The sequence below is a fragment of the Streptomyces sp. NPDC034103 genome (assembly GCF_055575395.1).
In genome coordinates this window covers 288,213-310,972 of record NZ_JBVISS010000005.1, presented here as the reverse complement: position 1 = coordinate 310,972, position 22,760 = coordinate 288,213, and the positions used below count along the sequence as shown (strand labels likewise).

General features: G+C 70.5%; 21 protein-coding genes. 11 read left to right on the top strand and 10 right to left on the bottom strand.

The annotated features are described in order from the left end of the window. Positions 1–254: 254 nt before the first annotated feature. Positions 255–1,019 (bottom strand): GntR family transcriptional regulator, encoded by a 765-nt coding sequence (locus tag ACZ56U_RS13185; RefSeq protein WP_391232901.1) that lies wholly within the window; start codon positions 1,017–1,019, stop codon positions 255–257. A 307-nt stretch (positions 1,020–1,326) separates the two neighbouring features. Between ACZ56U_RS13185 and ACZ56U_RS13180 the strand changes: the two genes are divergently transcribed. The 4 genes from ACZ56U_RS13180 to ACZ56U_RS13165 all read left to right on the top strand — a co-directional run bounded on the left by ACZ56U_RS13180 (position 1,327) and on the right by ACZ56U_RS13165 (position 6,084). After that, positions 1,327–2,610 carry an extracellular solute-binding protein gene (locus ACZ56U_RS13180; protein WP_469084114.1) on the top strand — a complete coding sequence of 428 codons (1,284 nt, stop codon included), beginning with the start codon at positions 1,327–1,329 and terminating at the stop codon, positions 2,608–2,610. A gap of 76 nt (positions 2,611–2,686) precedes the next feature. Continuing rightward, positions 2,687–3,673 (top strand): carbohydrate ABC transporter permease, encoded by a 987-nt coding sequence (locus ACZ56U_RS13175; RefSeq protein ID WP_469084113.1) that lies wholly within the window; start codon positions 2,687–2,689, stop codon positions 3,671–3,673. A gap of 5 nt (positions 3,674–3,678) precedes the next feature. After that, positions 3,679–4,578: a carbohydrate ABC transporter permease gene (locus ACZ56U_RS13170; RefSeq protein ID WP_469084112.1), complete on the top strand. Its 900-nt coding sequence runs from the start codon at positions 3,679–3,681 to the stop codon at positions 4,576–4,578. Positions 4,579–4,587: 9 nt separating this feature from the next. Beyond that, positions 4,588–6,084: a glycoside hydrolase family 3 protein gene (locus tag ACZ56U_RS13165; protein WP_469084111.1), complete on the top strand. Its 1,497-nt coding sequence runs from the start codon at positions 4,588–4,590 to the stop codon at positions 6,082–6,084. Positions 6,085–6,315: 231 nt separating this feature from the next. Here the strand turns inward: ACZ56U_RS13165 and nagB are convergent, their stop codons facing one another. Both nagB and ACZ56U_RS13155 read right to left on the bottom strand, forming a co-directional pair. Further along, positions 6,316–7,101 (bottom strand): glucosamine-6-phosphate deaminase, encoded by a 786-nt coding sequence (gene nagB / locus ACZ56U_RS13160; RefSeq protein ID WP_391232893.1) that lies wholly within the window; start codon positions 7,099–7,101, stop codon positions 6,316–6,318. Between the two features lie 165 nt (positions 7,102–7,266). Next, positions 7,267–8,031 carry an SDR family oxidoreductase gene (locus ACZ56U_RS13155; RefSeq protein ID WP_469084110.1) on the bottom strand — a complete coding sequence of 255 codons (765 nt, stop codon included), beginning with the start codon at positions 8,029–8,031 and terminating at the stop codon, positions 7,267–7,269. 95 nt (positions 8,032–8,126) lie between these two features. Between ACZ56U_RS13155 and ACZ56U_RS13150 the strand changes: the two genes are divergently transcribed. Together ACZ56U_RS13150 and ACZ56U_RS13145 are read left to right on the top strand one after the other, a co-directional pair. After that, positions 8,127–8,792 carry a TetR/AcrR family transcriptional regulator gene (locus ACZ56U_RS13150; protein ID WP_469084109.1) on the top strand — a complete coding sequence of 222 codons (666 nt, stop codon included), beginning with the start codon at positions 8,127–8,129 and terminating at the stop codon, positions 8,790–8,792. A gap of 610 nt (positions 8,793–9,402) precedes the next feature. Next, positions 9,403–10,869: a sensor histidine kinase gene (locus ACZ56U_RS13145; protein WP_391233020.1), complete on the top strand. Its 1,467-nt coding sequence runs from the start codon at positions 9,403–9,405 to the stop codon at positions 10,867–10,869. A 181-nt stretch (positions 10,870–11,050) separates the two neighbouring features. Here the strand turns inward: ACZ56U_RS13145 and ACZ56U_RS13140 are convergent, their stop codons facing one another. Continuing rightward, complete coding sequence (locus ACZ56U_RS13140; RefSeq protein WP_016639615.1) at positions 11,051–11,308, bottom strand: WhiB family transcriptional regulator; 258 nt, start codon at positions 11,306–11,308, stop codon at positions 11,051–11,053. A gap of 318 nt (positions 11,309–11,626) precedes the next feature. Further along, positions 11,627–12,595, bottom strand: a complete 969-nt coding sequence (locus tag ACZ56U_RS13135) for a diacylglycerol/lipid kinase family protein (protein ID WP_469084108.1) — start codon at positions 12,593–12,595, stop codon at positions 11,627–11,629. 253 nt (positions 12,596–12,848) lie between these two features. Between ACZ56U_RS13135 and ACZ56U_RS13130 the strand changes: the two genes are divergently transcribed. Next, positions 12,849–13,298, top strand: a complete 450-nt coding sequence (locus ACZ56U_RS13130; protein ID WP_469084107.1) for a hypothetical protein — start codon at positions 12,849–12,851, stop codon at positions 13,296–13,298. Positions 13,299–13,328: 30 nt separating this feature from the next. Here the strand turns inward: ACZ56U_RS13130 and ACZ56U_RS13125 are convergent, their stop codons facing one another. From ACZ56U_RS13125 to ACZ56U_RS13115, 3 genes are all read right to left on the bottom strand, one after another. Beyond that, positions 13,329–14,405, bottom strand: a complete 1,077-nt coding sequence (locus ACZ56U_RS13125) for an RNA polymerase sigma factor SigF (RefSeq protein WP_469084106.1) — start codon at positions 14,403–14,405, stop codon at positions 13,329–13,331. A gap of 17 nt (positions 14,406–14,422) precedes the next feature. Continuing rightward, positions 14,423–14,836 (bottom strand): ATP-binding protein, encoded by a 414-nt coding sequence (locus tag ACZ56U_RS13120; protein WP_004925829.1) that lies wholly within the window; start codon positions 14,834–14,836, stop codon positions 14,423–14,425. A gap of 256 nt (positions 14,837–15,092) precedes the next feature. Further along, entirely contained in the window at positions 15,093–15,353 is a 261-nt protein-coding gene (locus ACZ56U_RS13115) for a UBP-type zinc finger domain-containing protein (RefSeq protein ID WP_391232883.1), read from the bottom strand. Between the two features lie 62 nt (positions 15,354–15,415). Between ACZ56U_RS13115 and ACZ56U_RS13110 the strand changes: the two genes are divergently transcribed. Beyond that, on the top strand, positions 15,416–17,014 hold the full coding sequence (locus ACZ56U_RS13110; protein WP_469084105.1) for a Na+/H+ antiporter: 1,599 nt from the start codon (positions 15,416–15,418) through the stop codon (positions 17,012–17,014). Between the two features lie 120 nt (positions 17,015–17,134). Here ACZ56U_RS13110 and ACZ56U_RS13105 read toward each other — a convergent pair whose 3' ends face one another. Further along, a complete protein-coding gene (locus ACZ56U_RS13105; protein WP_469084104.1) occupies positions 17,135–18,037 on the bottom strand; it encodes a 1-aminocyclopropane-1-carboxylate deaminase/D-cysteine desulfhydrase in 903 nt (300 codons plus the stop codon). A 33-nt stretch (positions 18,038–18,070) separates the two neighbouring features. Next, the gene (locus tag ACZ56U_RS13100; RefSeq protein WP_469084103.1) at positions 18,071–18,661 is read right to left on the bottom strand and encodes an N-acetylmuramoyl-L-alanine amidase; all 591 of its coding nucleotides are present in this window, start codon (positions 18,659–18,661) and stop codon (positions 18,071–18,073) included. 288 nt (positions 18,662–18,949) lie between these two features. On the opposite strand from ACZ56U_RS13100, the gene ACZ56U_RS13095 reads away from it, so the two are divergent. The 3 genes from ACZ56U_RS13095 (at position 18,950) to ACZ56U_RS13085 (ending at position 22,409) form a co-directional block, all read left to right on the top strand. Beyond that, positions 18,950–20,356 carry a family 2B encapsulin nanocompartment shell protein gene (locus ACZ56U_RS13095; protein ID WP_469084102.1) on the top strand — a complete coding sequence of 469 codons (1,407 nt, stop codon included), beginning with the start codon at positions 18,950–18,952 and terminating at the stop codon, positions 20,354–20,356. 113 nt (positions 20,357–20,469) lie between these two features. Then, positions 20,470–21,546, top strand: a complete 1,077-nt coding sequence (locus ACZ56U_RS13090; RefSeq protein WP_469084101.1) for a family 2 encapsulin nanocompartment cargo protein polyprenyl transferase — start codon at positions 20,470–20,472, stop codon at positions 21,544–21,546. 257 nt (positions 21,547–21,803) lie between these two features. Further along, on the top strand, positions 21,804–22,409 hold the full coding sequence (locus ACZ56U_RS13085) for a GNAT family N-acetyltransferase (RefSeq protein ID WP_469084100.1): 606 nt from the start codon (positions 21,804–21,806) through the stop codon (positions 22,407–22,409). The last annotated feature ends 351 nt before the right edge of the window (positions 22,410–22,760 follow it).

The window sequence follows — 22,760 nt, the reverse complement described above, 5'->3', positions numbered from 1 at the left end:
CTAGGTCACGGTGTGACAGCAGTGGAAGACCTCGTCCGCATATCGGTATGTCGATTCGGTGAAGGTCCGGACGGCGATGGTTCGGACGTTCGCGGTACGCACAGCGCGGTCCTCCCGTCCATACGGAGACGGGAGGACCGTAGAGCGGGAGGCGCGGTCGCGCTACACCACGAGCAGCGTTCGCGAGGGCGCCGGTCCGTGGGCCGCTGTAGGTGTGAAGTCTCGGTCCGTGGGCCGCTGTCCCCGTGAGGGGCTCAGTCCGTGGGTCGCTTGAGTCGTGCCACGAACTTGTACCGGTCCCCGCGGTACACCGACCGCACCCACTCCACCGGCTCACCGTCCTTGTCGAAGGAGTGCCGGGACAGCATCAGCATCGGCAGGCCGACGTCGGTGCCGAGCAGGCCGGCCTCGCGCGGGGTGGCCAGCGAGGTCTCGATGGTCTCCTCGGCCTCGGCGAGATGGACGTCGTAGACCTCGGCCAGTGCCGTGTAGAGGGACGTGTACTTGGCCAGGGACCTGCGCAGGGCCGGGAAGCGCTTGGCGCTGAGGTGGGTCGTCTCGATGGCCATCGGCTCGCCGTTGGCCATGCGCAGCCGCTCGATGCGCAGCACCCGGACGCCCGCGGTGATGTCGAGCAGCTCGGCGAGCCGGTCGTCGGCGGTGATGTAGCCGATGTCCAGCAGCTGCGAGGTGGGTTCGAGGCCCTGGGCGCGCATGTCCTCGGTGTACGAGGTGAGTTGGAGCGCCTGGGAGACCTTCGGCTTGGCGACGAAGGTGCCCTTGCCCTGGATGCGTTCGAGGCGGCCCTCGACGACGAGCTCCTGGAGGGCCTGGCGGACGGTGGTGCGCGAGGTGTCGAACTCGGCGGCGAGCGTGCGCTCGGGGGGTACCGGGGTGCCGGGTGACTGGGTCTCCGTCATGTCCAGCAGGTGCTTCTTCAGACGGTAGTACTTGGGCACGCGCGCGGTGCGGACGCCCGCCCCGCCCTCGCTCTCAGCACTGCTGACGTCGGTGCTCATGGTCTGCCTTCCCGGCTCCGGATGCGGGTCACCTCGTGATCCCTTCTGTATACCGTCGCCGCCTCTTTTGGTCTAGTCCACAGAGGTAAGTGGTCTAGCGGAAGAGAGTACTCCGGCGGCGCCCTTTTCGCTGGCTTCTTACTTAAAGGTTCCTGCATATGTAGGTCGCATAACGGCTGGTCAGGGCGTATTCGACCACCCTTGACAGGCCCCATGGTCTGGGCCAAGCTCCCGGTACTGGTCTACACCATTGGTCCAGAACCCAGCTCCATGGGTGGGGGGTGTGGGCATCCCTGAGGAGGGTGGCGTGAAGCGCAAGCTCGTAGCCGCGATCGGTATCGCGGGCATGATGGTCTCCATCGCGGCGTGCGGTGGCGACGACGGCGGCAGCTCGGACAACAGCGGCGCCGACGCCAAGGAACTGACCGTCTGGCTCACCGTGGACGCGCAGAACAACTGGCCCGAACTGGTGAAGGCCGCCGACGCCGCGGTGACGAAGAAGCACCCCGGCATCAAGATCAAGCACGAGTACTACGGCTGGCCGGACAAGAACGCCAAGCTCGACGCGGTCCTCGCCACCGACAAGGCCCCCGACGTCGTCGAGATGGGCAACTCCGAGATGCTCGGCTACATGGTCAAGGGTGCCTTCGCCCCCGTCGACGCGGCCGACTTCGACAACTCCGGGGCCTGGCTGGACGGCCTGAAGACCTCGGTGACCTACGAGGGCAAGACCTACGGCGTCCCCTACTACGCCGGTGGCCGCGTCGCCAACTGGCGCAAGGACCTCTTCGCCTCGGTCGGCGTCAAGTCCACGCCGAAGACCTACGACGAGCTCACCGCCGCCCTGGACAAGGTCCAGAAGAAGCAGGGCGACAAGTTCAGCGCCTGGTACCAGCCCACCCGTGACTGGTACGCGGCCATGTCCTTCGTCCACGACGCCGGCGGCTCCATCGCCGTCGAGTCCGGCGGCAAGTGGAAGGCCAACCTGTCCTCGCCCGAGTCCATCAAGGGCCTGAAGGCGTTCCAGAACGTCGTCGACACCTACATGCACGGCGACAAGACCAAGGACGAGTCCGACCGCTACATCGTCTACGGCCAGGGCAAGTCCGGCATGATCTTCGCCCCCGCGTGGGAGGGCGCCACCGCCGCGGCCAAGGAGAACGACAAGACCGGCAAGCTCGAGGGCAACGTCGAGAACTTCGTGATGCCCGGCCCGTCCGGCAAGAACCTCCCCGTCTTCCTGGGCGGCTCCGACCTCGCCGTCCCGGTGAAGTCCGACGCGCAGGCCGTCGCCGCCGAGTGGATCAACGCCCTCACGGGCTCCACCGGCCAGAAGGGCCTGATCGCCAAGGGCAACCTGCCCAACAACAAGACCGACCTCGCCACCCTGAAGAACGACCCGGCGACGGCGGTCCCGGCCACCGCGGCCGAGTCCAACTGGTTCGTGCCCATGGCGCCGGGCTGGGGCCAGGTCGAGAAGGCCCAGGTCCTGCAGAAGATGCTGCAGTCCATCGGCACCGGCAAGAAGTCCGTCGAGGACGCCGCGAAGGAAGCGGACGCCGCGATCGACAAGGTCATCAACACCAAGTGACCACCGGCGGGGCCCTGTCGAGACCGACAGGGCCCTGCTTCTCGTACGACCTGAGGGACCGCTGAGGAGCGCGCGGATGAGTGCCGCAGACACGACCACTGCCAAAGTGCCGCCGACGCGGCAGTCACCACCGCCGGCACCGGCCGCGGTGAGGAAGCCACCCGGAGGCCGGGGCTCCGGCTCCGGCACCCCCTGGCTGCTGCTCGCCCCCTGCCTGCTGATCCTGGCGCTCGTCCTCGGCTATCCGCTGGTCCGCCTGGTCACCCTGTCCTTCCAGGAGTTCGGGCAGTCCCAGCTGTGGGGCTTCAAGCCGGCCGAGTCGGTCGGGCTCGACAACTTCACCAAGGTGCTGGGCGACAGCGAGTTCTGGGCGGTCGTCGTCCGCACCATCGTCTTCGCGGCCGGCTGCGTCATCTTCACCATGGTCGCCGGCATGCTGATCGCGCTGCTGCTCCAGCGGGTCTCCGGCTGGGTGAAGACCCTCGTCAACATCGCCCTGGTGGCCAGCTGGGGCATGCCGATCATCGTCGCCACCACGGTCTTCAAGTGGCTCTTCGACGCGGACTACGGCATCCTCAACGCGCTGCTCAGCAAGTTGCCCGGTGTCGAGATGGTCGGCCACAACTGGTTCGCGAGCGGACCGCAGGGTCTGGCCGTGATCATGCTGCTGGTGGTCTGGGGAGCGGTCCCCTTCGTCGTCATCACCCTCAGCGCCGGACTCACCCAGGTCCCGGCCGAACTGGAGGAGGCGGCCCGCCTCGACGGCGCGGGCGCCTGGGGCGTCTTCCGTTTCGTCACCCTCCCCATCCTCAAGCCGATCATCGTGATGCTGACGACGCTCTCGGTCATCTGGGACATGGGCGTCTTCCCGCAGGTCTTCGTGATGCGCAACGGGCACCCGGAGGCCGAGTTCCAGCTCCTCACCACCTACTCCTACGACCGTGCCTTCGTGGTCAACGACTACGCCCAGGGCTCGGCGATCGCCCTGCTCACCGTGCTGCTCCTGCTCGGCGTGGTCGCGGTCTACATGCGCCAGATGCTGAAGATCGGAGACGTCGAATGACCAGCGTGAGCACGATCGCCACGGCGGGGCGCGGCTCGGAGAAGGTCGCGGAGGGTTCGGGGCGCGGCTCCGAGCGCCGCTCCAAGCACCGGAAGTCCAAGGCCGGCTGGAACCTCCTCGGGCTCCTCGTCTTCGTCACCGCGGGCTTCCCCGTCTACTGGATGCTCAACACGGCCTTCAAGCCGGCCAAGGACGCCATCGACCCGGACCCGAGCCTGCTGCCGACCGGCATCACCTTCTCCAACTTCGACCGGGCGCTGCACATCGCCGACTTCTGGGGCCCGGTCGGGCGCAGCCTGATCGTCTCCGTCTCGGTGGTCGCGATCGGCGTCGTCATCGGTCTGCTGGCCGCGCTCGCCATCTCCCGGTTCGCCTTCCGCGGCCGCAAGATCGTGATCGTCGGCATCCTGGCGGTCCAGATGGTCCCGCTGGTCGCGATGATCATCCCGGTCTTCCTGCTCCTCAACGACCTGGGCCAGTACGACCGGCTGTCCGGCTTGGTCCTCACCTACCTGACCTTCATCCTCCCCTTCACGGTGTGGACGCTGCGCGGCTTCATCGTCAACATCCCCAAGGAGCTGGAGGAGGCGGCGATGGTCGATGGCTGCAGCCGCACCACCGCCTTCATCCGCGTGGTCTTCCCGCTGCTGGCCCCCGGCATGGTCGCCACCTCGGTCTACGGCTTCATCCAGGCCTGGAACGAGTACCTCTACGCCCTCATGCTGCTCAGCCAGGAGAACCAGACCGCGACCGTGTGGCTGGGCAACTTCACCACCAAGCACGGCACCGAGTACGCCCCGATGATGGCCGGCTCCACCCTGATGGCCGTGCCGATCGTCGTCCTGTTCCTGCTCGTCCAGCGCAAGATGGCCGCGGGGCTGACCGCCGGCGCCGTGAAGGGATAACGCCACCCGATGACGACTTTCGCCAGCGGTACGGACACGCTCACCCGCGACGCCCTGACCGTCCTCCAACCCGGCTTCACCGGCACCACCGCCCCCGACTGGCTGCTGCGCCGCCTCGGGGAGGGCCTGGCCTCAGTGGGCCTGTTCGGCCGCAACATCGCCACCCCCGACCAACTGGCCAACCTCACCGCCCAGTTGCGCGCCGAGCGCGACGACGTCCTGGTCGCCATCGACGAGGAGGGCGGTGACGTGACCCGCCTGGAGGTGCGCAACGGCTCCTCCTTCCCGGGCAACCACGCGCTGGGCGCGGTGGACGACGTGGAACTGACCCGCGAGGTCGCCACCGAACTCGGGCGCCGCCTCGCCGCCTGCGGCGTCAACCTCAACTGGGCCCCGTCGGCCGACGTGAACTCCAACCCGTCGAACCCCGTGATCGGCGTCCGCTCCTTCGGCGCCTCCGCCGACCTCGTCGCCCGGCACACGGCCGCCTACGTCACCGGCCTCCAGTCGGCCGGAGTCGCCGCCTGCACCAAGCACTTCCCGGGCCACGGCGACACGGCCGTCGACTCCCACCAGGCCCTGCCCCGCATCGACGCCGACCCCGCGGTCCTGCGGGAACGCGAACTCGCCCCGTTCCGCGCCGCCATCGCCGCCGGCTCCCGCGCGATGATGAGCGCCCACATCCTCGTCCCGGCCCTGGACCCCGACCACCCGGCGACCCTGTCCCGCAAGGTGCTCACCGACCTCCTGCGCGGCGAACTCGGCTACGACGGCCTGATCGTCACCGACGGCATGGAGATGCAGGCCATCGCCGGCACCTACGGCATCGAGCGCGGCAGCGTCCTCGCGATCGCCGCCGGCGCGGACGCGATCTGCGTGGGCGGCGGCCTGGCGGACGACGAGACGGTACGCCGTCTGCGCGACGCGTTGATCTCGGCGGTCCGCTCGGGCGAGCTCCCCGAGGACCGCCTCGCGGACGCGGCGGAACGGGTACGGTCCCTGGCCCGCTGGACGGCCACGGCCTCGGCGGCCTCGGCGGCGGGCCCCGAGTCCGGGGCCGACCCGGAGGTGGGCCTGCGTGCCGCGCGCCGCGCCCTCACCCTGACCGGCGCCGAGGGCTTCACCCCCCTCACCGCCCCGCCCTTCGTCGCCTCCTTCACCCCGGTCGTCAACTTCGCGGTGGGCGACGAGACCCCCTGGGGCGTGGCCGCGGAACTCTCCCGCCTCCTGCCGGGCACGGAGACCGGCAGCTTCGTCGGCGACGGCGCCGGCATGGCGGCCCTGGCGGCGGCCGGACCCCGTCGCATCGTCGCCGTGGTCCGCGACGAACACCGCCACCCGTGGATGGCGGCGGCCCTGACCAGCCTCCTGCGCTCCCGCCCCGACACCATCGTGGTGGAGATGGGCGTCCCCCAGTCCCCACCACGCGGCGCCCTGCACATCGCGACCTACGGCGCGGCGAGGGTCTGCGGAAGAGCCGCGGCGGAGGCCATCGCGGGGGAGTAGCGCCGAGCGACTACGACGAGCCGGGCGTCGGTCCCGCGAAGGGGACCGGCGCCTGGCTGGGCTTTCAGGGGCTGGGGGACCGGCGCCCCACTCCGCCTGTCCCCGCCAGGGAGCTTCGGTGCCAGACCGTGCCTGCCGCGGGCGGGGGACCGGCGCCCGGTTCTGCTCTTCAAGGGCGCGCGGGGAACCGCGCGCGCCGGACGCGGCCGGCGCGTGGTCCGCCGCTCCCTCTCAGATCCCCTGCCACTCCGGCTTGTTGGCGAAGGTGTGCCGGAAATAGTCGGCCAGCTTCAACTTGGACGCGGCCCCCTCGTCCACGACGACCGTCGCGTGCGGATGCAGCTGGAGCGCCGACGCCGGGCACACCGCGGCGACCGGCCCCTCCACCGTCGCCGCCACCGCGTCCGCCTTGCCCTCACCCGTGGCCAGCAGGACCAGGTGCCGGGCCTCCAGGATCGTCCCGATCCCCTGCGTGATGACGTGGTGCGGTACCTGCGCGATGTCCCCGTCGAAGAAGCGCGCGTTGTCCACCCGGGTCTGCTCGGTCAGCGTCTTGATCCGCGTCCGCGAGGCCAGCGAGGAACACGGCTCGTTGAACCCGATGTGCCCGTCGGTCCCGATCCCGAGCAACTGCAGATCCACGCCCCCGGCACTCGCCAGCGCCGCGTCGTACGCCTCGCACGCCGCCTGCACGTCCTCGGCCGTGCCGTCCGGGCCCATGAAGGCGTCCATCCCGATGCCCAGCGGCTCCAGCACCTCCCGGCGCAGCACCGACCGGTAGGACTCCGGGTGCTCGGCGGGCAGCCCCACGTACTCGTCGAGCTGAGCGATCCGCGCCCGTGAGGCGTCCACCGCACCGGCCCGCACCTTCGCCGTCAGCGCCTGGTAGATGGGCAACGGCGTCGAGCCGGTGGCCACCCCCAGCAGTGCGTCGGGCTTGCGCCGCAGGAGCCGCGCCATGGCCTCGGCGATGAGCTCGCCGCCCGACTTGGCGTCCGGAACGATGACAACTTCCACGCTGGGCCTGCCGATCTGAGAGGCGATGAGGTACGGGCTGCGTCTGTGTGGTTTAGACCAATTTAACAGAATCAGCTTTCCCTGCCCAGGTGAAGCGGACCGCACCGGAGGGCCAGGACCAGGTGTGGACAAGGTGTCGAGGGGCCCACCCGTCGGCCCGTTCCCTCAGGTGAGCGAACCCCCCGTCACGTCCACCCAGCTCCCCGTCACCCACCGTCCCCCGTCGGACGCCAGGAACGCCACCACGTCGGCGACGTCCGCGGTCTCACCGACCCGGCCCAGTGCCGACAGCGAGGCGGCCTGGGTCCAGCCGTCCTCCGTGCCGTGGAGGAGCTCCGCGGTGTTGTCGGTGTCGATGATGCCGGGCGCCACCGAGTTCACGGTGATCCCGCGACGGCCCAGCACCTTGGACAGGTCCCGGCTGAAGATGTCGAGGGCGCCCTTCGTCATCGCGTACGCCATGAGATGCGGCATCGCCGCGGTCCGGGCGAGGCCGGAGGATATGTTGATGATCCGGCCGCCGTCCCGCAGCCGGTCGAGGCCGTGCTGAACGATGAAGTGCGGTGCCTTCACGTTCACCGAGAAGACCTTGTCGTACTCCTCCTCGGAGATCTCCTGGAGCGGGGACGTCGTGCCGATGCCGGCGTTGTTCACCAGGACGTCCAGTCCGTCCGCGTGCCGGTCGAACTCCTTCCACAGGGCCTCGGCGTCCCCCGGCAGTCCCAGCTCCACCCCGATCGCGAACGCCGAGCCGCCCGCCTCCTCGATCGCGGCGACCGTCTCCTTCGCCGCCGTCTCGTTCCGGCCGTAGTGCACCGCGACCCGCGCCCCCTCGCGCGCCAGCCGCTCGGCGATCCCGCGTCCGATGCCCCTGCTCGCCCCCGTGACGAGAGCCGTCCTGCCCGCAAGCATGCCCGTGTCCACGCCCATGTCGGCGCCCCTCCGTAATTTCCTAGCGGTCGCTACAGAAAGAACGTACAACACGTTCCCGTCCTTTCTCTAGCGCCCGCTCTACAATTCACTCCATGGTGAGCGGCGAGAAGACGAAAACGCAGGCCGGCGAGGTCGCGACCCCCTCCGGGGCGCGGACCGGGCTGCCGCCCAGACCCCGGGGCCGTCCCCGCTCCTTCGATCGCGCCACCGCATTGGAGAAGGCGATCCTCGCCTTCTGGGAGCACGGCTACGAGGCCACCTCCGTCTCCGACCTCACCCGCGTGATGGGCATCGGCGCCCCGAGCCTGTACGCGGCGTTCGGTGACAAGCAGGCACTGTTCGCGGAGGTCGTCCAGGAGTACGGCACCCGGTACGGCTCCTTCGGTGACCGCGCGCTCGCCGAGGAACCCACCGCCCGGGCCGCCGTCGAGCGGATGCTGCGGGAGGCGGCCGTCGAGTACACCGCCCCGGGCCGGCCGCACGGCTGTCTCGTCGTCCACGCGGCCACCAACTGCACCAGCCCGGAGGTGGAGGCGTCCCTGCGGGACCGGCGCAACGCCAACATCGCCGCCGTCGAGACCCGTATCAGGGCCGGGATCGCGGCGGGAGAGCTGCCCGCGGACACCGATGCCGCGGCGCTCGCCCGGCATACCGGGGCGATGATCCAGGGCATGTCCCAACAGGCGCGGGACGGGGCGAGCAGGCGGGAACTGGAAGCCCTCGCGGAAATTGCCATGGCCATCTGGCCGCGCACATGAACCCACACGGGTTAGGCTGCGTGGTGGATGCCAGGGCGTCCGATCGGTTCTCCAGCGGGGCTCGAGGCGGTTTGCGGACCCTCGGAGAACTGACAACAACAAACAGCCTCGAACGCGTGGACACATCGAGTGGTCTAGTCCACAATGCGTACAGAGAACTGAAAAACACGGACCTCCGTCTTCCCCGCACAGGAAGGCGGACCGAGGAACCGGTGCTCTCTGCCCTGACTGCCCCGGCTCCTCATCCTCGGCCGACCGGGACCGCACACCCCGCGGCCGATATTGCTCCGGGCTGCGGTGCCGAGAGGGTTGAGGGTCCCTCTCAGGCGCCGCGGCCCGCGGGTGTTTTCAGACCCTCTGGCCCGAGCGACCCAGAGGGGCTGGATGTCCCTGGAGGCCCGGAAGCGCCTGGGTGGCCCGAAGTCCCTGTGCGGCCTCGAAGTCCCGCTGCGGCCCGAAGACCCTGTGCGGCCTCGAAGTCCCACTGCGGCCCGAAGTCCCCGGGCGGCCCCGGAAAACCCCGTGCGGCCCCCGAAGTCCCTGCCTGGCCCCAGGCGGCCGATTTCCGGCCCTGTCCGTACCGCCAGGTACGCTCGCACCCGTGCCCTCCATGAACGAACTGGTCCGCCAGCACACCGCGCTCGACGACTCCGACCTCGAGTGGCTCCATCTGCTGGTCTCGGAGTGGCAGCTGCTCTCCGACCTCTCCTTCGCCGACCTCGTCCTGTGGGTCCCCACCCGGGACGGCGCGCGCTATGTCTCCGTGGCCCAGATGCGGCCCAACACCGGACCCACCTCCTACCAGGACGACATGGTCGGCCACCTGGTCCCGCGCGGCCGCCGCCCCCTGCTGGACGCCGCTCTCGACGAGGGCCGGATCGTGCGCGAGGGTGACCCGGAGTGGCGCGAGGAGGTCCCCGTACGGGTCGAGTCGATCCCCGTACGACGAGAGGGCCGGGTCCTCGGTGTCATCGCGCGCAACACCAACCTGCTCACCGTGCGCACCCCGAGCCGCCTCGAACTCACCTATCTCCAGAGCGCGTCGGACCTGGCGCAGATGATCGCGGCAGGATCCTTCCCGTTCGCGAACCAGCAGATGGACATGGACGCCGCCCCGCGCGTCGGCGACGGCCTCATCCGCCTCGACGCCGACGGCGTGGTCCAGTACGCCTCCCCGAACGCGCTCTCCGCCTACCACCGCCTCGGCCTCGCCTCCGACCTGGTCGGCCACCACCTCGGCCGGACCACCGCCGAACTCGCCCCGACCCGCGGTCCGGTGGACGAGGCGCTCGCCAAGGTCGCCAGCGGCTGGGCCCCCCGCGAGTTCGAGATCGAGTCCGGCGACGGAGTCATCCAGTTCAGGGCCATTCCGCTCAAGCCCAAGGGCATCCGCATCGGTTCGCTGGTGCTGCTCCGGGACGTCACCGAACTGCGGCGTCGCGAGCGCGAGTTGATCACCAAGGACGCCACCATCCGGGAGATCCACCACCGGGTGAAGAACAACCTCCAGACGGTCGCCGCCCTGTTGCGCCTCCAGGCCCGCCGTATCGAGTCCGACCGCGGTCGCGAGGCCCTGGAGGAGGCGGTGCGCCGGGTCGGATCGATCGCGATCGTGCACGAGACGCTGTCTCAGAACCTGGACGAGCGCGTGGAGTTCGACGAGATCGCCGACCGGGTGCTCGCGATGGTCGCCGAGATCTCGCCGGGCAAGGTCACCGGCCGGCGCACCGGACGCTTCGGCATCCTCGACGCCGAGGTCGCCACACCGCTGTCGATGGTGCTGACCGAGATCCTCCAGAACGCCCTGGAACACGGCTTTCGCGAGGGTGAGACCGGCACGGTCGAGGTCTCGGCCGTCCGCGGCGGCACGACGAAGGAGGCCCGCCTGCTCGTCACCGTCCAGGACGACGGCGTCGGCCTGCCCGAGGGCTTCGACCCGCACACCGGGGGCAACCTCGGACTGCAGATCGTGCGGACACTGGTGGAGGGCGAGTTGGGCGGGACGTTCGACATGGTCCCGGCGCCCGAGCGGGGGACCCGGGTCATCCTGGACGTCCCGGTGAGTGCGAACAAGTAGGTCTGAAACGGCCGGTGTTCAGTACCGGGGCACAGCAAGAAGCCCCGGACCTGATGGGGTCCGGGGCTCGAATGCTCGTTGCCAGCTTGTGCTGCGCATCGGGGGTACTGCGCGCTGCGGCTCGGGGGCGGGAGATGCGTACTCGCTGTACGCGCCGCCAAGCTCAGGCGGGGTGGGTGTGTCAGGCAGAGGCCTGACGGGCCCGGTTGCGGGCGGCACGGCGCTTCATCGCGCGACGCTCGTCCTCGCTGAGACCACCCCAGACGCCGGAGTCCTGGCCGGACTCGAGCGCCCACTGCAAGCACTGCTCCATGACGGGGCAGCGGCGGCAGACGGCCTTGGCTTCCTCGATCTGCAGCAGCGCAGGACCGGTGTTGCCGATGGGGAAGAAGAGCTCGGGGTCTTCCTCGCGGCAAACGGCGTTGTGACGCCAGTCCATGGCTGCTACCTCTCCTTGGTATTACGTGCAAGTTGCTTGTGAATGTGAACGCTTTCACGAATCCCTCAACAAGTGAAGGGCCGAACGTCAGGTTTCCCTGGCGTGGTCCTGGTTTTGTAGAGGGGTTCCGGTGATCTGTGGAGCCGGTGTTGCGGGCTGTCCCGATCGCCACGTAGAGACTCGCAAACCTCAGCGGCGGATACAACCCCTTCCGGAAAGTTTTTTTTGATTCCTCGGTGTCGACTAGGTCACAGCCGTACTTCCATGGGGTGGATGCTGGCCTAAACGTTCGAGTGAAAGGACTTTAGCCCCTTCTGCTCACACAATCACACGCAGTGCACGGCGTACGCCTGTGAACGTCACGCTCGTACGCAGCCCGAGGTGGTCGCCGTCCATCTGAAGGGGGAGGGGCACCTTCGAATGCAAGGTGAACCGGTCCAGGTCATGCAGGGAGACGGCGTGCTTGCCGTGCGGGCCCCGCTCGGGGGACGAAGTGAGCAACTGGGTGCCATACCGGGCAACCGCGGTCGTCGTCATACGGCTGAGACCGAGTACGTCGAGGCCTTTATCGAACGAGGCCTTAGGTGACGCGTACATCGGGTGATTGCCCAGGAACGTCCACGGCGAAGTGTTCGAGACTATGGAGAGCACCAGATCCGTCACCGGATCCGCACCCGAGCGTTCCAATGTGATGGTGCCGTGGCGGCGGTGCGTCTCGCCGAAGAACTGGCGCAGGGCCTGGCGGACGTAGAGCGCGTGGGTGGATTTCCTGCCCCGCTCGCGATGCTGCTCCACCCGGCCGACGACACCGGCGTCGAAACCGAGTCCGGCGTTGAAGGTGAACCAGCGGGAGGGGACCGCTTCGTCCTCGGTGCCCGGTGTCCCGGACGTCAGGCCGAGGCCGACGGTCCGCTCGCTGCCCTCGCGCAGGGCGTCCAGCAGGGCGCCGGTCGCCTCGACGGCGTCGTTGGGCAGGCCCAGGGCACGGGCGAAGACGTTGGTGGAACCACCGGGGACCACGGCGAGACGGGGGAGCCGCTCCGGATCGGGGCCGGCGTGCAGCAGTCCGTTGACGACCTCGTTCACCGTGCCGTCGCCGCCGAGGGCGACGATCAGGTCGACGTCCCGGCTCTCCGCCGCCAGCCGTCCCAGGTCGCGCGCGTGGCCACGGTACTCGGTGGTGACCGCATCGAGCTTCATCTCGCTCGCGAGCGCGTGGATCAGCACATCGCGCGTACGTGCGCTTGTGGTGGTAGCTGCCGGATTGACCACGAGAAGTGCACGCATGAGTTGCAGCGTACCTACTGGGTGGTACCCGGCACAGGTCGAGGTAGGGATCAAGTAAGAGATCCCACGTGAACCTCACCACGACCGCCCCCCTGAATCCGCCGGGCGCCCCCCTCGATCCCGCAGAGCGCGCCCGGGCTCCGCCGGGGCGGTACGGGGGCGTGCGGTCGGTCGTCGAGAGGCGGGCCGGGGCCGTCGTAGAAGCGCTCGAACCCGGCACCTGGGGCGGTGGGCCGGCGGATACCCTTCAAGGGTGACCAGTGAGCAGATGCCCGTATCCGAGGAGACCGTCGGTCCGCGGCCGCGGCGGTTGACGTATGCCGCCGCGCTGGCCGGGCTGGAGGGGCTCGCGCTGGTGGTCGGGGGTGTCTGGATGCTCGTGGAGGGGTTCACGGGCGATGCGGACCACCGGCAGACCGCCGTCACCGGCGGTATCACCGTGATCGTCCTCGCCCTGCTGCCGCTGCTCGCCGCGCGCGGGCTGCTCGCCCGCCGCAGCTGGAGCCGCGGGCCCGCCGTCATCACGCAGATCCTGGCGCTGCCCGTGGCCTACAACCTGCTCCAGGCCGACAGTGTGGCCATCCCGGTGGGCATCGCGCTCGCGGTCGTCGCGATCACCGCGCTCGTCCTGCTGATCAACCCCGAGACGACCCGGGCCCTCGGGATCCGCGGGCCCGGCAACGCCGGCGGCGCCGAGAAGTAGGCCCCGCCCCCGCTCTGCCCCGGTCGGCGCCTACTCCTCCACCAGGAGCTTCTCCCGCAGCTGGGCCAGTGTCCGCGCCAGCAGGCGCGAGACGTGCATCTGTGAGATGCCGACCTCCTGCGCGATCTGCGACTGCGTCATGTTCCCGAAGAACCGCAGCAGCAGGATCCGCTTCTCGCGCGGCGGCAGGTCCTCCAGCAGCGGCTTGAGGGACTCGCGGTACTCGACGCCTTCCAGCGCCTCGTCCTCCGCGCCCAGCGTGTCCGCCACCGCCGGCGACTCGTCGTCGGTGTCGGGGACGTCCAGGGAGAGGGTGGAGTACGCGTTCGCCGACTCCAGGCCCTCCAGGACCTCCTCCTCCGAGATCGCCAGCTTCTCGGCGAGCTCGTGGACCGTGGGGGAGCGGCCGTGCTGCTGGGACAGCTCCGCCGTCGCCGTGGTGAGCGAGAGGCGCAGTTCCTGCAGGCGCCGCGGCACCCGCACCGCCCAGCCCTTGTCCCGGAAGTGCCGCTTGATCTCGCCGACCACCGTCGGGGTCGCGTACGTCGAGAACTCGACGCCGCGCTCCGGGTCGAAGCGGTCCACCGACTTGATCAGACCGATGGTGGCGACCTGCGTCAGGTCGTCCAGCGGCTCGCCGCGGTTGCGGAAGCGGCGCGCGAGGTGCTCGACGAGCGGCAGGTGCATACGGACCAGCTTGTTGCGCAGGTCCGCGTACTCCGGGCTGCCGTCCGCCAGCCTGCGCAGCTCGACGAACATCGCGCGCGCTCCGCTGCGGTCCTGAGGGTCGTGCTGCGTGGCCTGCCCACTCTGCGCGCCCTGCTGATCGTCTCGCTCGTGCTCGCTCATCGTCCCGCCCGTCGCCCTTCCCCGAGCTTTCGTCTCCGCTCGGACAGGGGAGACCCCGATCCGTCCGTCCGGAGGCGCGCTCCGCACGGCACCTTCCTGATCCCGCTGCCCGTCGTCCAGGAAGCCGGCCTCCGGCGAGGCGTCCTCCGGGTGCGGCCGGGCCTGTTCGGGGATGCCGTTGACCGTCTCCCCCATGCGTCGGGATGCGCCTGTGCCCTCGGCCGGCAGCTCCCGTGTGCCGCGCTCTTCGTCACGCACCGGCCCGTCCCCTGTCCTCACGCCGGCCCGGGTCCCGCGCCGCGCTGTTTGTAGAGGCTGATCGAAACGGTTTTGTCCTCGTCCACCGCGGAGGAGACCTTGCCCGCGAGAGCGGACAGGACGGTCCAGGCGAAGGTGTCCCGCGAGGGGGCGTGACCGTCCGTGGTCGGCGCCGAGACGGTGACCTCGAGTGAGTCGTCGACGAGTCGGAAGACACAGCTGAGCACCGAGCCGGGCACGGCCTGCTGGAGCAGGATCGCGCAGGCCTCGTCCACGGCGATGCGCAGGTCCTCGATCTCGTCGAGGGTGAAGTCCAAACGGGCCGCGAGACCGGCAGTCGCCGTACGCAGCACCGACAGGTAGGCACCCGCGGCCGGCAGCCGGACTTCGACGAAGTCCTGGGTCGCGGGCTCGCCTGCGATCTGGGACACCCTCACCTCCAAGGTGGTACAAGCTTTTCGGGGGCCGAGGGTCGCCCCCCGGGGTAACGCGACGTGTGTTCAGCGGTGACGCTATCGCGCTCTCAACTTTCCTGTCCCCAGGACCCCAGCCCCTGGGCGTCACTCACAGTAAAACTGTGGATACGCTCCGTGTCTAGGGGTCTGCGGCTCCAATTGGGAAGAAGGCGCGCCGGGTTGACGTACCCAGACGTCAGACCGTCGAACCGTCGGGAAGCGGAGTCGGCCGTCACACGAGGACATGGTCGACGAAACACCAGCGCCAGCTCTCACCGGGCTCGAACGTGCGCATGATCGGGTGACCGGAATCCTTGTGGTGCTCGGTGGCATGCCTCCCCGGCGAGGAGTCGCAGCAGCCGACGTGACCGCAGGTGAGGCAGAGCCGTAGCTGCACGGGGTGCTGGCCGTCGCGCAGACACTCCGGGCAGGTGTCGTTCAACGGCGCGGGTTCCGGGTGCGGCAGCGCGTCGGAGTGCGTGCACTGTTTCATGATTGCCAGATTACGACGGCTGTGCGGATGGTCGCGCGGAAAAACGAGGGTGGGCGAAGGTCATGGACGTGATGCCACTGCTGCTGCTGGTGGCGGGGAGCGCCGCGGTCGCGGCTGCGGCCCGGCGCACCCCGGTGCCGGCACCGCTGCTGCTGGTCGCCGTGGGGCTGGTGTTCTCGTACGTCCCGGGCGTCCCGGAGTACACCCTCGACCCGGACATCGTGCTGCCCCTCGTCCTGCCCCCGCTGCTGCACACGGCGGCCACGGACAGCTCCTACCTCGACCTGCGGGCGCAACTGCGGCCCGTGGCGTTGCTGTCCGTCGGATACGTGCTCTTCGCGACGATCGTCGTCGGCTGGGCCGCCTACCAGATCGTGCCGGGCCTGTCGCTGACCGGGGCGCTGGTGCTGGGCGCGGTGGTCGCGCCGCCGGACGCGGTCGCGGCGACGGCGGTCGCCCGCCGGGTGGGGCTGCCGTCCCGGATCACCACGATCCTCCAGGGCGAGTCCCTGGTGAACGACGCCACCGCGATCACCGCCTACCGGGTCGCCCTCGCGGCCGCGGTCGGCGAGGGCGCGTCCTGGGCGGGCGGCATCGGCGAGTTCCTGCTCGCGGCGGTGGGCGGAGTCCTGGTCGGCCTGGTGCTGATGGTCCCGATCCACTGGCTGCGCACCCACCTCAAGGAGCCGCTGCTCCAGAACACCCTCGCGCTGCTGATCCCGTTCGTCGCCTACGCCTCCGCCGAGCAGTTCCACGCCTCCGGAGTCCTCGCGGTGGTCGTGGTCGCGCTCTTCCTGGGACACCGCGCGTGGGAGGTCGACTTCGCCACGCGCCTTCAGGAGGAGGCCGTGTGGAAGATGGTCGCCTTCGTCCTGGAGTCGTCGGTCTTCGCCCTCATCGGCCTGCAACTGCGCGTCGTGCTGAAGGGCCTCGGGGAGCAGTACGAGGGCGGCCGCGCGGTCTGGTACGCCGTCGCCGTCTTCCTCGTGGTGGTGGTGTCCCGGTTCGTCTGGGTCTATCCGGCGACGTACCTGCCCCGGCTGCTCTCCGCCCGGATCCGGGAGCGCGAGGACGACCCCACCTGGAAGGGGCCGTTCGTCATCGCCTGGGCCGGGATGCGGGGCGTGGTGTCGCTGGCCATCGCCTTCTCGATCCCCGAGACCCTGCACGGCGGCGAGCCCTTCCCCGGCCGCAACCTCATCCTCTTCTTGACCTTCACCACCGTCATCGGCACCCTCGTGGTCCAGGGCGTCACCCTCCCGCCGCTGATCCGCATGCTCAGGCTCCCCGGCCGCGACACCCAGGCCGAGACCCTCGCCGAGGCCAACGCCCAGGCGCAGGCGTCCCGGGCCGCCGAGCGCCGTCTGGACGACCTCTTGTCCGACGAACGCAACACCCTCCCGCAGCCCCTCGCGGACCGCCTCCGTACGGTCCTGGAACGCCGCCGCAACGCCGTCTGGGAACGCCTCGGCTCGGTCAACCCGGTCACCGGCGAGACGGTCGACGACACCTACCGCCGCCTGTCCCGCGAGATGATCAGCGCCGAACGCGCGGTCTTCGTGAAGCTGCGGGACGGGCGCTACATCGACGACGAGATGCTGCGGACCCTGCTGCGCAGGCTGGACCTGGAGGAGGCGGCGGCGTACCGGGAGGCGGCCTGACGGCTTCCCCGCTCCCGCGTCCCTCTGGCGGGGGTCATGGGCGGGAGGCGATCGGCGCGGGGTGACCCGGGGGGTGGTGCGGCCGACACCTGAGCCGTGGTCGGCGGTCGAAAGCCGTGGTCAGCCGCTGAACGGGGCCCCGGTGATCACGGCGACCACCGTGGTCCCCGTCGCGAACGCCCCTTCCTCCACCAGGGCGACAAGTCCATACAGCAACTTGGCGACATAGAGCCGCTCCACCCCGAACCCGTGCCGCTGCTCGAAGTCCTCCGCGAAGGCGTCGAGGCCAGGTGTCGTCCGCGCGTACCCCCCGAAGTGGAACCGCTCGTCCAGCGACCACGCACCGCGCCGGCCCCCGAACGCCTCCCGCTGAAGACCCTCTATGCCGGCCGCCAGGAACCCGCCCTTGAGCACCGGTATCCCCAACGCCCGCTGACCCGGCCCCAGCCCCGCGGCCAGCCCCGCGAAGGTCCCGCCCGTCCCGCACGCCGTCGCGACCACGTCGGCCCGCCCGCGCAACTCCTCGCCGAGCGCCCGGCATCCGCGTACCGCGAGGGCGTTGCTGCCGCCCTCGGGCACCACGTACGCGTCCCGCGCGTTCGCGGCGCCGAGGATCCGCGCGAGGACCGACGGCTCGGTCTTGCGGCGGTACGTCGATCTGTCCACGAAGTGCAGGCGCATGCCGTCGGAGGCGCAGCGGGTGAGGGAAGGATTCAGCGGACGGTCGGACAGTTCGTCGCCACGGACCACGCCGACCGTCGGCAACCCGAGCAACCGCCCCGCCGCGGCGGTCGCGCGCAGATGGTTGGAGTACGCGCCGCCGAAGGTGAGGACCGGGCGGCCGGCCGCCGCCGTGAGGTTCGGCGCGAGTTTGCGCCACTTGTTGCCGACCAGGTCCGGGTGGATCAGGTCGTCACGCTTCAGCGAGAGGCGGACGCCCCGGCGAGTGAAACGGTCGTCCTCGACGTCCTGGAGCGGCGACGGGAGCCGGGGGCGCAGGGCGGCGAGGTCGGTGCTGGTCACGCCCTCATTGTCGCCCCCGGGACCGCCGCGCCGTCACTTCAGACGGTTCCTGATCCGCTCCCGCATCGACGCCATCGTGAACCCGCGCGGGTCCACCTTCCCCGGCTGCCACTCCAGGTGGCCGATGACCGACCGTTCCGTCCAGCCGTGGCGGCGGCAGATCGCGGCCGCGACCCTCTCGATCGCCTCCAGCTGGACCGCCGGCCACGGGTCCTGGCCGTCGCCGAGGTTCTCGCACTCGAAGCCGTAGAAATGGCGGTTGCCGTCGGTGTTCGCCTCGTTGTCGTGGGGGAGGGCCTTCTCGGCGATCACCGCGCGCAGGACGTCGTCGTCACCGAGACCGGCGTGGTTGGCGCGGCCGTAGCCGACGAGGTGGACCCGGCCGTCCTTGGTGATGACACCGTGGCAGAGCGGGCCGGGGAGGTCCGCGTAGCCCTCTCGGCACAGCTCGACCGTGCGGGCACTGCCCTTGGTCACGGTGTGGTGGATCATCACGCCGTGCACCGGGCCCCAGGGGCCCTTGTGGTTGCGGTTGTGATGTCTCCAGTCGCCGACCTGGACGACGGTGACGCCCTCGTCCTGAAGGGCGTCCAGGAAACTGCTCGCGGACATGGGTGGGGCCATGCCGCCTCCTTCGCGTGCGCGACGACCGCGTCTCGCGATCGCCTGGTAACGCTGCTTGTACCGGAGCGGGGCGGCCGGGACTACCTGGTTCGTACGGCGTGCGAGCCGTTTCGGACAAGGGACCTGGCCGAGGCGGCGGGCGAGATCTCGGTATTCCCCGGTTATCGAAGATCCATTCCAACTCTTTCGTGTAATAGCACCAGCACGTTCTGTGATGGAAGGGTGGTCCGCAGATCGATGCCTCGGTGCAGACCGGCGCCGGAGCATGACCGGGAGGGCAATTCTCATATGTCGGTAGGCGAAGAGGTCCGCACCGAGCAGGGTCGGCCGCAGCAGAGTCTCGGCACGGCCGCCGCGCGGAACCTGGCCACCACCACCAAGTCCGCACCCCAGATGCAGGGAATCAGCTCCCGCTGGTTGCTGCGCATGCTGCCCTGGGTGAATGTCCAAGGTGGTACGTACCGCGTGAACCGGCGGCTGACCTACGCCGTGGGGGACGGCCGGGTCACCTTCGTCAAGACGGGGGACCGGGTCGAGGTCATCCCGGAGGAGCTGTGCGAACTGCCGGCGCTGCGGTCGTACGAGGACGAGGAGGTGCTGACCGAACTCTCCCGGCGCTGCCAGCAGCGCGAGTTCGCCGCGGGCCAGGTGATCGCCTCGTTCGGCAGCCAGGCCGAGGAGGTCTTCCTGCTGGCGCACGGCAGGGTGGAGCAGATCGGCACGGGCCCGTACGGCGACGACGCGGTCCTCGGAGTCCTCGCCGACGGCGCCTACTTCGGCGACCAGACGCTGCTGGACCCGGACGCCATCTGGGAGTACACCGCACGCGCGGTCACCGCCTGCACGGTCCTCGTCCTGCCGCGCAACGACGTCGAGCAGGTCGCGGAGCGCGCCGAGTCCCTGCGCGAGCACCTCCAGCAGCAGCGTGCGATCCCGGAGCAGAGCACCAACAAATACGGTGAGAAGGCGATCGACGTCGCCGCCGGCCACAGCGGCGAGCCGGACATCCCGCACACCTTCGTCGACTACGAGGCCCGGCCCCGCGAGTACGAACTGAGCGTCGCCCAGACCGTGCTGCGCATCCACTCGCGCGTGGCGGACCTCTACAACCAGCCGATGAACCAGACCGAGCAGCAACTCCGGCTCACCGTGGAGGCGTTGAAGGAGCGCCAGGAGCACGAGCTGGTGAACAACCGCGAGTTCGGGCTGCTCAGCAACTGCGAGTACGACCAGCGCCTCCAGCCGCACGACGGCGTGCCCAGCCCCGACGACCTGGACGAACTCCTCAGCAGGCGGCGCGGCACCAAGCTGCTGCTCGCCCACCCGCGCGCGATCTCCGCGATCGGCCGTGAGCTCAACAGGCGCGGACTGGTCCCCGAGACCATCGACGTCGGGGGCAACCGCATCCCGACCTGGCGCGGTGTGCCCATCTACCCGTGCAACAAGATCCCGGTGACCGAGGCCCGTACGACCTCCATCATCGCGATGCGCACCGGCGAGGCCGAGCAGGGCGTGATCGGTCTGCAACAGGCAGGCATCCCGGACGAGATCGAGCCGAGCCTGTCCGTGCGGTTCATGGGCATCAACGAACAGGCGATCATCAACTACCTGGTGACGGCCTACTACTCGGCCGCCGTCCTCGTGCCGGACGCGCTCGGCGTCCTGGAGAACGTCGAGATCGGTCGCTGGAGGTGACGTCCCCCGCGCCGGGGATCGTGTCCCCGCCCTCAGGGGCGGGTACACCCCAGTCGTACGCGCCCAGTCGCAGCGGAACCGCCACCGTCCGCGGACGCTCCGAGGAGAACCCCATGGCCGAGCCCATGACGGAGGCGGCACAGCAAGCCACCGGGACCGGCCCGCTCGACGGGCACGAGGCGACGGCCATCCTGGAGCGGACCCGCGCGTCGGTCGACCCGGTGCTGCGCGCGGCGATCGACTCGCTGCCCGGGGCCATGCGCCGGATCGCGCTCTACCACTTCGGCTGGGAGCACGCGGACGGCACCCCGGCGGCGGGCCACGCCGGCAAGGCGATACGGCCCGCGCTCGTTCTCACCGCGGCCGCGGCCCTCGGGGGAGCGCGGGCTCGGGACGCGGCGGTGCGGGCGGCCGCGGCGGTGGAACTGATCCACAACTTCACGCTGTTGCACGACGACGTGATGGACCGCGACACCACTCGCCGGCACCGGCCCACCGCGTGGACGGTGTTCGGGGACGCCGACGCGATCCTCGCCGGGGACGCCCTTCAGGCACTCGCCCTGGGGCTGCTCGCCGAGGACCCGCACCCGATGGCCGGGGTTGCCGCGGCCCGGCTGGCGTCCTGCGTCATCGAGCTGTGCGAGGGGCAGCAGGCGGACGCGGCCATGGAGAAGCAGGGCCCCGGCGAGGTCACCCTCGACGAGGTGCTGGCCATGGCCGAGGCCAAGACGGGCGCGCTGCTCGGGTGCGCCTGTGCGCTGGGCGCCCTGTACGCGGGGGTGTCGAAGGACGACGTCGAGGCGCTGGACGCGTTCGGGCGGGAGGCCGGGCTCGCTTTCCAGCTCATCGACGACGTGATCGGCATATGGGGCGACCCGTCCCGCACCGGCAAGGCGGTCGGCGCCGACCTCGCCGTCCGCAAGAAGTCCCTGCCCGTGGTCGCCGCGCTGGTCTCCGGCACCCCGGCGGCCGCGGAGCTGGCGGAGCTCTACGCGGCCCCGTACGCCAAGGAGGACCTGGACCGGACGGCACGCGCCGTCGAACGGGCCGGCGGACGCGACTGGGCGCAGACCCAGGCGGCCGACCGGATGGCCCGAGCACTGCGGGAACTGTCCCACGCGCTGCCCGAGCCGGAGGAGGCGGAGGGGTTGCTGGCACTGGCGGAGTACGTGACGCGGCGCAGCGGTTGAGCGCTGTGACGGACAACAGAGGACGTATGGCTCCACGGCCGACGGCCGGGCGAGTACGCGTCCATGACCCCGGACCCCCGGGAGCGTGCGGTTCCTGACCCCGCGCGGTCCCGAGAGGCTCCGGTCAGGCGGGTCCCGCACATCCCCACGGCGTGCGGGCCCCGCCTTCTTGCGCCGACCCGCCCCACCGGCCCCTACGCACGGATAGTCTCAACGCCCGTACGATCAAGGTCGGTTGACGCGAGGGGCGGCGGGACATGGGTGTGGCGATCCGGACGGCGGGCGAGGGGGACCGGGAGCTGGTCGTCGGGCTGTTGGACGCGGCGTTCCAGGACGACCCGGTCAGCCGCTGGGTGTTCCCGGGGGACGAGCACCGCCGTACGACCCACCCCCGGCTCATGGCCGCCTTCACCGACATCGTGCTGGCCGAGGGGCGCGTCGACGTCACCGAGGAGGGCACGGCCTGCGCGCTGTGGCTGCCGGTGCCGGAGGAGGAGCACGCGGGCGAGGGCGGGGCGGACGACGACGGCCCCGCCGCACTGCGCGCCGACGTCGACCCCGAGAACGAGCGCGTGGAGCTGATAGGCCGGCTGACGGCGGACATCCACCCCGCCGGCCGTGCCCACGAATACCTCTGGATGATCGGCGTGGCACCGGAACACCAGGGCCAGGGCCTGGGCACCGCCCTCATCGCCGCCGTCCTCGACCGCTGCGACCGCGAGGGCCGCGCCGCCTACCTCGAAGCGAGCAGCGCCCGCAGCCGCGCCCTCTACGAACGCCTGGGCTTCCACGCCGCCGGCCCCGCCCTCACCCTCCCCGACGGCCCGCAGATGTGGCCGATGTGGCGCGACCCGCGCGACTGAACCGGCCGCCGCACCGCGACCGGCCCGGGGCGCGAGGTCGCCGGATGCCGCGGCACGGCCCGGTCCGGCTGGGCCCGGCACGGTCCGGCTCGGTCGGCTCGGCTCTGCCCGGCCCAAGCCGGTCCGGCTCGGCCCGGCCCGGCCCGGCTCGGTCGGCTCTGCCCGGCCGGCTCGGCTCTGCCCGGCCCAAGCCGGTCCGGCTCGGTCCGGCCCAACCCCCCGCCCGGCTCAGCCCACCCCCCCGCCCGGCTCGGCCCACCCCGCTCCGCCCGGCTCGGCCCAACCCGCCCAGCCCGGCCCCGAGGCCGTAGGCGACGACCTTCCCGGCAGGGAGCGCTGACGCCCCTGCCG

Excerpts from the sequence above, each read along its gene's own strand:
- ACZ56U_RS13185 (WP_391232901.1), bottom strand. The coding sequence starts at position 1,019 with ATGAGCACCGACGTCAGCAGTGCTGAGAGCGAGGGCGGGGCGGGCGTC.
- ACZ56U_RS13175 (WP_469084113.1), top strand. The coding sequence starts at position 2,687 with ATGAGTGCCGCAGACACGACCACTGCCAAAGTGCCGCCGACGCGGCAG.
- ACZ56U_RS13165 (WP_469084111.1), top strand. The coding sequence starts at position 4,588 with ATGACGACTTTCGCCAGCGGTACGGACACGCTCACCCGCGACGCCCTG.
- ACZ56U_RS13155 (WP_469084110.1), bottom strand. The coding sequence starts at position 8,031 with ATGGGCGTGGACACGGGCATGCTTGCGGGCAGGACGGCTCTCGTCACG.
- ACZ56U_RS13150 (WP_469084109.1), top strand. The coding sequence starts at position 8,127 with ATGGTGAGCGGCGAGAAGACGAAAACGCAGGCCGGCGAGGTCGCGACC.
- ACZ56U_RS13145 (WP_391233020.1), top strand. The coding sequence starts at position 9,403 with ATGAACGAACTGGTCCGCCAGCACACCGCGCTCGACGACTCCGACCTC.
- ACZ56U_RS13140 (WP_016639615.1), bottom strand. The coding sequence starts at position 11,308 with ATGGACTGGCGTCACAACGCCGTTTGCCGCGAGGAAGACCCCGAGCTC.
- ACZ56U_RS13135 (WP_469084108.1), bottom strand. The coding sequence starts at position 12,595 with ATGCGTGCACTTCTCGTGGTCAATCCGGCAGCTACCACCACAAGCGCA.
- ACZ56U_RS13115 (WP_391232883.1), bottom strand. The coding sequence starts at position 15,353 with ATGAAACAGTGCACGCACTCCGACGCGCTGCCGCACCCGGAACCCGCG.
- ACZ56U_RS13110 (WP_469084105.1), top strand. The coding sequence starts at position 15,416 with ATGGACGTGATGCCACTGCTGCTGCTGGTGGCGGGGAGCGCCGCGGTC.
- ACZ56U_RS13100 (WP_469084103.1), bottom strand. The coding sequence starts at position 18,661 with ATGGCCCCACCCATGTCCGCGAGCAGTTTCCTGGACGCCCTTCAGGAC.
- ACZ56U_RS13095 (WP_469084102.1), top strand. The coding sequence starts at position 18,950 with ATGTCGGTAGGCGAAGAGGTCCGCACCGAGCAGGGTCGGCCGCAGCAG.
- ACZ56U_RS13090 (WP_469084101.1), top strand. The coding sequence starts at position 20,470 with ATGGCCGAGCCCATGACGGAGGCGGCACAGCAAGCCACCGGGACCGGC.
- ACZ56U_RS13085 (WP_469084100.1), top strand. The coding sequence starts at position 21,804 with ATGGGTGTGGCGATCCGGACGGCGGGCGAGGGGGACCGGGAGCTGGTC.